This is a genomic window from Citrobacter freundii complex sp. 2024EL-00216, assembly GCF_043945515.1.
GTDB classification, from domain to species: Bacteria; Pseudomonadota; Gammaproteobacteria; order Enterobacterales; family Enterobacteriaceae; genus Citrobacter; species Citrobacter portucalensis.
In genome coordinates, this window is sequence record NZ_JBIMRA010000031.1 from 25,212 (window position 1) to 33,418 (window position 8,207).

An 8,207-nucleotide genomic window follows, 5' to 3' on the forward strand; every position below is an offset into this window, starting at 1 on the left:
GGAGACCCTGAATGAGCACTTATTCTTTTCTGGATATCACGGGGTCAATGACTGGCCCAACCGGGGTGATTGATCTTGGCTCTGGTTCCGCCAACTCCGAAGAAGGTATCACCGTCGCCATGGTGGAAAATAAAAACACCATGACGATTGGGGCAGATGGTGAAGGTATGCACTCTCTGCACGCTGGCAAGGCGGGAACAGTTACCGTCAATTTGTTGAAAACATCTCCTGTAAATAAAAAGCTGTCTCTGGCGTATAACGCGCAAAGCGTGTCTTCTGCGCTTTGGGGCAACAACGTATTCGTATTTCGCAATACGGCCTCCGGCGACATCATGACAGCGCGCGGTGGGGCATTCCAGAAACACCCTGACTGGCAGAACGCCAAAGAAGGCGGGACAGTGGCCTGGGTATTCGACTGCATCAAAATCGACCCGTTCCTGGGGGAGTATTAATCCATGGAAATCACCATCAAGAATGAGCAGTACCGTATCGCTAAACTGAGCGTTTTCGAGCAATTGAAAGTATCCCGCAAGCTATTGCCTGTACTGGCAGGTCTGGTCTCGGACTTCCGTAATATCCAGTCAAAGCTCAGTGCGAAGGACACCGAAGGCGCGCTGGAGAGCATCGTGCCGAAGATTGCTGACGCTGTTTCCGGCCTAAGCGATGCTGATGTGGATGCGATCCTGTTCCCTTGCCTGCAGGTGGTTGCACGTAAACACCTGAACGCCTGGGTTCCAGTGTGCCAGCAGGGGACTATGGCATTCGATGATATCGACCTTTTTGTAATGCTGCAGTTGGTGGCGCGGGTGGTCGCGGATTCTCTGGGAAATTTTTTGCAAGGACTTCCTACCGGCGAGACGAGTATCCTGCCAGTGGAATAACCTTCAACACCTTGCCGGGCGGTGAGGATTACATCCTTCGCCCGGCGCTCGCCTTCAACCTCGATCAGAAAGACCTCGACAGCGGTGCAGTTGACCTGTGCCGAATCGCGCTGCTTAACGATTACCTTGATATGCGTGACGATAACGACGCGCGTGTAGCCAAATGGAGAGCCCAGAATAATGGCTGATACAATCCGTGATTACCTGGTCTCTCTGGGGTTCGATATCGACGGCGCTGGTCAGGCGAAGTTTGAAGCCACGCTCAAAGGCGTAGCGGCAAACGTTGTTAAGCTGGGTGCAGCGGTGGAATCCACGGCGCTGGCGATTGTTGGTTTTACGACCTCGATCGCCAACGGCCTGGACAAACTGTACTGGGCGTCACAGCGGACCGGAGCTTCGGTAAACGGTATTAAGGCCCTTGGCTATGCTGCGTCCCAAACTGGGTCCAGTGCTGAGGCTGCCCAGAACTCACTGGAGAGCCTGGCGCGATTCATGCGCAGTAATCCGGGCGCGGAAGGGTTCCTGAATCGCCTTGGTGTGCAGACGCGGGATGCGTCCGGGCAAATGCGTGACATGTCATCCATCTTCACCGGCGTTGGTCAGCGCCTCAGCAATATGCCGTATTACCGGGCAAACCAGTACGCGCAGATGCTGGGCATCGACGAAAACACCCTGATGGCGATGCGCCGTGGGATGTCTGGCTTCACGGCTGAATACCAGTCGATGATGCAGAAGACTGGTTTTGACGCGGATAAGGCGGCGCAGCAGTCCAACAAATTCATGACCTCAATGCGGCAATTTGTGTCGCTGCTGGGGATCCTGCGCGATAAGGTCGGCTCAAACCTGGCTGGTGGCCTGAGCGGCACGCTGAATAACCTTAGTAAGCAGATGTTGGAGAACTGGCCGAAGATAGAGAACGTCGTCACAAAGGTTGTGAAGGGTGTGCTCTTCGCGGCGGATGTGATAGCTCAGATGGCGTGGCGCGTCTCGCAAGCGGTCGGCGGCCTGATTGAGTGGTTTAAAAAGCTGCCGCCGGATATACAGCAGCTGATTGCCCTAGTTTCTGCGTTGGTATCCACCTGGCAGGTTCTTAACTCGGAGTTTCTCAAGTCGCCAATCGGCCTTGTGATAGCCCTCGGCGGTGCAATACTGGCGCTTATTGAGGATTACCAGACGTGGAAGGAGGGCGGGAAAAGCCTTATCGCTTGGGATAAATGGGAGCCGGAGATTAACGCTGCCCTGAAGTCACTGGGGGAACTGCGAGATTCAGTGAAAGCGATCGGTGTCGAGATAGCCAAGCTGCTCAATATCAACCTCAAAAACTGGACCCTGAAAGGCGACATCGACAACCTCACCAAGCAATTTGGTGAATTTGGCAAGATGATCAAGATGATTGGCGACCTGATAAACGCCATCAACGAGGGGCGATGGTCAGATGCTTACGCAATTGGTAAAAATCTGCTTTCTCAGGGGAAGGGGCAGGATGCACTTCCTGCTGTATCGGATAGCGCCAATAACACTGCCGAATGGATTAAAAACAGGACTGGATTTGACCCGAGAAGCATCGGGCAGACTTTCAATGGATGGCTGTTAGGAGATGGCGGCGGATCAGGCAAAACACTTGCAGACCGGAACAACAACCCGGGTAATCTGCGCCCGGTAGGCGGTACCGGGTTTACTTCTCATGCAACGCCGATGGATGGGTGGATGGCAATGGCCCGGCAGATTCGGCTCTACTTCACCGGGAAAAGTGCTGCTGCCGGCTTCCAGAAGCTACAGACAATCTGGGACATCATCCACAAGTACGCCCCGGCTAGTGACAACAACGATCCGGAGGCGTACTCCAACTTTGTCGCCAACATGATGGGCGTGGGAACTAAAGATAAGCTGAATCTGAGCGATCCGCAGCAGTTCAGTAACCTTCTGCAGGCGATGTCACGCAAGGAAGGTTACGGGCAATGGAATTCCCCACTGGCGAGCCTCGCGGCAAACCAGGCGGCCTCCCAGATAAGCCAGGAAACCAACATCAATATTTACGGTGCGAATGACCCAGCATCTACCGGCCGGGAAGTGGCAGACCGCCAATCAGGAGTTAATTCTCGCCTCACACAGCAACTTCAACCGAGGGTCTACTGATGGATATCTTGTCGGCAATCTTCCGGCTGCAGTCACGCAAAATCGGCATCTTAGTGCCAGATGTTGTGGTGTCAGAAAAGCATGTTGATGCGCTCGAAATCACTGAGCATCCGGTGGAAATTGGCGCTCCGGTGAATGACCACGCCTATAAACGCGCCAGCGAGGTCACTATGGAGTGCGGGTTTTCTGGTGGCGGATCCATTCTCGATTTTGTGGATGCCTCGGGAATCGGTCTGGGAATTGGCCTGAGCCCAAAGGAGGTTTACCAGCAGTTGCTGGATCTTCAGTCTTCCCGGTTGCCGTTCGACGTGGTCACTGGTAAGCGCACCTACAGTAACATGCTGATTCGCGCCATTGAGGTGACGACAGACCGCACCAGCGAGAACGTACTGTCGTGCGTATTGACGCTACGCGAGGTGCTATTAACGCAAACTCAGAGCGTCTCTGTGGCTGATAAAGCGAATATGCAGGACGGTGTAAGCACGGCATCTGTCCAAGACATCGGTACGAAAACGCCAGTTCCAGTGAGCAACACCTCGCTGCTGCAAAAATTTATCGGTTTCCTGGGGTCTGCATGAAGATTAACGAAATACCGCTCGGAGCGGATAACCAGACGTTTCGCGTCATGCTCAGTGACATCAACTACACGCTTAAAGTCGTATGGCGGGACGAGGCCGGTTGGATATTGGACGTTATGGATAGCGGGGCACAGCCACTTTTAATGGGCGTTCCGCTTGTGCCTGATGTCGACCTGATAGAACAATACCCGGACCTGGGGATATCCGGTGCGCTGATCGTCATGACCGACAATGGCGCGCCGGAATACCCGACGAAAACCAATCTTGGTTCTTCCAGCCATCTTTACTTTGCGCAGGTGACCGCATGACCGTAAACTGGAGGCGTCACTTTGAACTGCGCCTGCTGGATGATTCCGGTCAGGGTATTTCCCTGACTGACTTTAAGGTAACGTTCGCGATCGACTGGTTCAATTCAATGTGGCCGCGAGTCGCAACGCTAAAGATTTACAACCTCAACCGCGACACCATGAGCCGAATAACGGGCTCAGAATTCTCGCGGATCACTATTATTGCCGGGTATGACGGGCTGGCATCGCCGGTATCTGAAAGCCAGGTAGGACAGGTAACGGATGTGTCGCCAGATCAGGTAGGTCAGACGCGAGGCCAGAACTTCGGGGAGATTTTCAACGGTGAGATACGCTTCACAATCACCGGGCGAGATAACCCCACCGACATTTTTACCCTGATTCAGTCCATTGATGGGCATCAGGCGTTTAACGAGGCAGTTTCATCCGGCAGCCTGTCTGCCGGGTATAAGCTGTCAGATGTTCATACAGTGCTGATGAGAGATTTCTCCCCGTTCGGTATAACCCAGGGGGTTACCGGAGAGTTCCCGGACCGCGTGATGCCTCGGGGCCGGGTGTTCTACGGTATGACCCGTGAATACATGAGCAATCTTGCTGCACAATGCAACTCCAACTGGCAGTTTGTGGACGGTCAGGCGCAGATGGTTCCTGAAGATAAATATCTACACGAGGCCATTGTGCTGAGCAGCGCTACAGGGCTCATAGGGATGCCGCAGCAGACAATGGGTGCTGGCGTCAACGTTCGCTGCCTGATTAACCCCAACATCAGGGTGAACGGCTTAATCCAGCTCGACCAGGCATCTGTCTATCGTACCCAACTGCCGAACGATGAGATCCAAAGATCACAGGCAAGAATCACAGAGTCGAGTAATGATGGTAACCTTTCACTTGGCGGCACTATAGCGCAGCCCGCCAGTGTGGCCACTGATGGCGTCTACATTGTCCAGTCAATAAGCTACACCGGCGATACGAGGGGAAATCCATGGTATATGGATCTCATGTGTATGGCTCGAGGGGCGCGTGATTTGCAGTCGAATTCGGCCCTACAGCGAACGGCTCCACAATGAAAAAACTACTTTTGATGGCTTCTTTAACATTGGTCAGCTTTGCTTCACTGGCGGAAAATTCTGACTACATGAAGTGCGGACCATTTGTGTTTTCAACCTCACCCGAGAATGACGGATACCCGAGGATAAACGGCGCTAAGCCTGATGGTCAGAAGGTAACTTTTCTCAAAAAAGAGGGTGATTACGAGAACATAAAAATGCAATGGATCGTCCTGAATGAAAACACGGGACAGCGGTATGGCCTCGATTACATAAAACGCAATGGGAAAGGAATTCTCAATGCTGAAGCAGTACGCCAAAACATGAGCGAGCCTCGTATTTTTGGTACTTACGACTGCATGAAGGTTGAATGACCATGGAGCCAGGAATTGCTGTCATCCTCGTAGTTTTGTTTCTGATTGTTCGTGGCTTTGTAAAAAACCGCAAAAAGAAACGTGATGACCAGTTTGTTAGGAATTTTGAGTTTAACCGAATTAAGCGCAGCGCTGCTGAACATGCCAGATACAATATGCTTCGCGCAGAACACATCGGGGCAACTAAGTTCCGGTGGCATACTGCAGGGGATAGCGGATGTTGTAATGCTTGCGCCAAGAACAATGGGAAAGTGTTCAGGTGGAAAAGACCGCCCAAAACTGGCCTGCCTGGTGAGGGAAAATGCTGTCCTGGCGGTAAGTGTCGCTGCTGGGCTGAAACTATAGTCCCACCACCAAGTGTTAAATAAATTTAAACAAACCCGCTCCGGCGGGTTTTTTATTGCCAGGAGATCTTCATGCCAGTATCACCACGCGCGCAGGACGGCAGCGAGCAGCAGACGCTTGATGCGCAGAAACTGTCTATTTTCACCGGCCTGCGCGTTGCCATGCCCGGAATCATTCAGTCGTTTGATCCTGATACAGTGACCTGCACTGTTCAGCCTGCCATCTACGGCCAGAAAGTCGGTGAAGATGGTAAGGCTACCTCCGAGGCCATCCCGATCCTTCCTGATGTGCCGGTGGTATTCCCGCGTGGCGGAGGGTGCACGCTAACTTTCCCGGTTAACCCAGGCGATGAGTGTCTTCTGGTGTTCTCCGATCGTTGCATTGATTTCTGGTGGCAGAACGGCGGCGTACAGGAGGCGGTAGACCCGCGCCAGCATGACCTGAGTGATGCCTTCGCCATCGTAGGCCCGCAGTCTCAGACGCGCAAAATCAGCGGCATCAGCACCACTACAGCGCAGTTCCGCAGCGATGACGGCAGTACCTACTTCGAAATTAACCCGGACACGAAGAAAATCAAGCTGGTCGCGCCGGGCGGGTTCGACGTGGTCTCCCCGGAGTCAACCTTCTCGGCGAAGGTGACGATCACCGGTCTGTTAACGTGGATGGGCGGAATGGTCGGTAGTCTTTCTAGTGGAACGGCAGCGAAGATAACTGGCGCCATTGAGTTCTTCGGTTCGCTGAAATCGAACAACAAAACCATTGATGATACCCACACCCATGACGACGTACAGCCAGGGACGGGGAAATCAGGAAGTGTGAGTTAACAGCGAATTACCGCTGGCAAGAAAATTTCAAAATAACGATTCGTAAATATATTTCCCCATCAACGGGATAAAACAAAGCCCCGAGTGTTGACGCACTTCGGGGCTTTTTACTTTCTACACCTTGATGAGAGCAAGGGAGAATCAGTGCTTGATTTTAGCAAACTAATACGGGAGTTGCGATTAATGATTAAGCAATTACCAAGCTGGAAATTCATCATGATCTGGATGGTGGCTATTGTGGCTGCTCTCGGTTATTTCATAGGCCAGGTTCGCTGGTGGTAGAGGGCATATGCGATACAGACGCGAAGATAGCGAGGGTGATTACACCTTCGGACAGGGCGATGGAACTTTCTTGGCTAACTCGCCGGAGTGCGTAGCCCAGGCGGTTAAAACTCGATTTGAGCTCTGGAAGGGCCAGTGGTTCCTCGATACGGCGGAAGGTACTCCCTATATCCAGTCGATTCTTGGAAAGCAGAGGCCAGAAGTTTACAACCTGGCAATAAGAGACCGCATCAGTTCAACCCCCGGCGTGTTGTCCATTCTGTCGTTTGACACAGTTAACAGCGGAACAACTCGTCGCGTAACGTTCACGTCCACCATAAACACCATTTACGGACAAACCACAGTAACTAGCGAGGCATAAATGGCTTTGAACCTTGAGACGCTGGGGTTATCGGCAACGGTAACGGCCCAGGGGATCAGTGCGCCTGATTATCAGACTATCCTGGACAAACTCACTGAATACTTTAAGGAGATCTACGGCAGCGATTCTTATCTCGACCCCGACAGTAAAGACGGGCAAATGGTAGCGCTGTATGCACTCGGGATTCACGATGCTAATAACACGGCCATTGCGGTATATAACTCCTATTCACCTGCTACAGGGATAGGTCGGGCGCTTGGTAGCAACGTTAAAATTAACGGAATTACCCGTAAGGTTGCGACGAATTCAACCACCGATCTAATTATTACGGGCGATATTGGAACGCCAATTCCAGCCGGTACTGTTAGAGATGCTAACGGGGCATTATGGGACTTACCAGTGGACGTGAATATTCCTGGGTCTGGTACAGTCACAGTTACTGCTACATGCAGAACTCCCGGTCCGGTCGCTGCAATGGCTAACACCATCACACAGATCGCTACACCGACCAGAGGATGGAAAACCGTAACAAATCCATTAGCGGCAACAGTCGGCTCTCCCGGTGAAAATGACGCGCAGTTGCGTCAGCGGCAATCACGGAGTACTGCGTTACCATCAATTACCACCATTGATGGGTTAGACGGTACGCTACTGGATATTCCCGGCGTAACACGCGTACGTATTTACGAGAACGACTCTGATACCGCGGATGCCAATGGTCTACCAGCGCACTCGATCAGCTGCATTGTTGATGGCGGAGATGCGACAACTATCGCCACGGCAATTTCGAAGAAAAAGGATCAGGGCACATCGACCTTCGGCACCACTACAGTGAATCTTGTTGGCAAATATGGAGAGCCAAAGGCGATTAAGTTTTCTCGCCCAGTGGTAGTTGAAGCGTTTATCGAAATAGTCATCGCAACTTACCCTGGCTATACATCACAAGTTGCCGGTGATGCTGCCAACTTACTGATTTAGTGTATGATGGTGTTTTTGAGGTGCTCCAGTGGCTTCTGTTTCTATCAGCTGTCCCTCCTGTTCAGCTACTGACGGGGTGGTGCGTAACGGCAAAAGC

Annotated in this window: 12 protein-coding genes and 1 pseudogene; all 13 read left to right on the forward strand. The window is 52.4% G+C overall.

Annotated elements, in window-relative coordinates:
- The first annotated feature begins 11 nt into the window (after nucleotides 1–11).
- Nucleotides 12–452 carry a phage structural protein gene (locus ACHHZ7_RS23310; RefSeq protein ID WP_060683657.1) on the forward strand — a complete coding sequence of 147 codons (441 nt, stop codon included), beginning with the start codon at nucleotides 12–14 and terminating at the stop codon, nucleotides 450–452.
- 3 nt (nucleotides 453–455) lie between these two features.
- Nucleotides 456–881, forward strand: a complete 426-nt coding sequence (locus ACHHZ7_RS23315) for a phage tail assembly chaperone (protein ID WP_060683658.1) — start codon at nucleotides 456–458, stop codon at nucleotides 879–881.
- 11 nt (nucleotides 882–892) lie between these two features.
- Nucleotides 893–1,069, forward strand: a complete 177-nt coding sequence (locus ACHHZ7_RS23320; protein ID WP_001117695.1) for a DUF6889 family protein — start codon at nucleotides 893–895, stop codon at nucleotides 1,067–1,069.
- The gene (locus tag ACHHZ7_RS23325; RefSeq protein ID WP_081003627.1) at nucleotides 1,062–3,017 is read left to right on the forward strand and encodes a hypothetical protein; all 1,956 of its coding nucleotides are present in this window, start codon (nucleotides 1,062–1,064) and stop codon (nucleotides 3,015–3,017) included. Before ACHHZ7_RS23320 ends, ACHHZ7_RS23325 begins: the two co-directional genes overlap by 8 nt.
- A complete protein-coding gene (locus ACHHZ7_RS23330; RefSeq protein ID WP_060683660.1) occupies nucleotides 3,017–3,595 on the forward strand; it encodes a phage baseplate protein in 579 nt (192 codons plus the stop codon). Before ACHHZ7_RS23325 ends, ACHHZ7_RS23330 begins: the two co-directional genes overlap by 1 nt.
- Nucleotides 3,592–3,903 carry a phage baseplate plug protein gene (locus ACHHZ7_RS23335; protein ID WP_060683661.1) on the forward strand — a complete coding sequence of 104 codons (312 nt, stop codon included), beginning with the start codon at nucleotides 3,592–3,594 and terminating at the stop codon, nucleotides 3,901–3,903. The genes ACHHZ7_RS23330 and ACHHZ7_RS23335 overlap by 4 nt, the downstream gene beginning before the upstream one ends.
- Complete coding sequence (locus ACHHZ7_RS23340; protein ID WP_192463953.1) at nucleotides 3,900–4,967, forward strand: hypothetical protein; 1,068 nt, start codon at nucleotides 3,900–3,902, stop codon at nucleotides 4,965–4,967. Before ACHHZ7_RS23335 ends, ACHHZ7_RS23340 begins: the two co-directional genes overlap by 4 nt.
- Nucleotides 4,964–5,320, forward strand: coding sequence for a hypothetical protein (locus ACHHZ7_RS23345; RefSeq protein WP_060683662.1), 357 nt, complete (start codon nucleotides 4,964–4,966; stop codon nucleotides 5,318–5,320). The genes ACHHZ7_RS23340 and ACHHZ7_RS23345 overlap by 4 nt, the downstream gene beginning before the upstream one ends.
- A gap of 155 nt (nucleotides 5,321–5,475) precedes the next feature.
- Complete coding sequence (locus ACHHZ7_RS23350) at nucleotides 5,476–5,688, forward strand: hypothetical protein (RefSeq protein ID WP_375294539.1); 213 nt, start codon at nucleotides 5,476–5,478, stop codon at nucleotides 5,686–5,688.
- Between the two features lie 48 nt (nucleotides 5,689–5,736).
- On the forward strand, nucleotides 5,737–6,489 hold the full coding sequence (locus ACHHZ7_RS23355; RefSeq protein ID WP_192463952.1) for a Gp138 family membrane-puncturing spike protein: 753 nt from the start codon (nucleotides 5,737–5,739) through the stop codon (nucleotides 6,487–6,489).
- Nucleotides 6,490–6,778: 289 nt separating this feature from the next.
- Nucleotides 6,779–7,132 carry a hypothetical protein gene (locus ACHHZ7_RS23360; protein WP_060683664.1) on the forward strand — a complete coding sequence of 118 codons (354 nt, stop codon included), beginning with the start codon at nucleotides 6,779–6,781 and terminating at the stop codon, nucleotides 7,130–7,132.
- Nucleotides 7,133–8,080, forward strand: a pseudogene (locus ACHHZ7_RS23365) (baseplate J/gp47 family protein); the annotation flags it as partial.
- A gap of 58 nt (nucleotides 8,081–8,138) precedes the next feature.
- Nucleotides 8,139–8,207 (forward strand): IS1 family transposase (locus ACHHZ7_RS23370; RefSeq protein WP_001680836.1); only part of this gene is annotated, 69 nt, incomplete at its 3' end.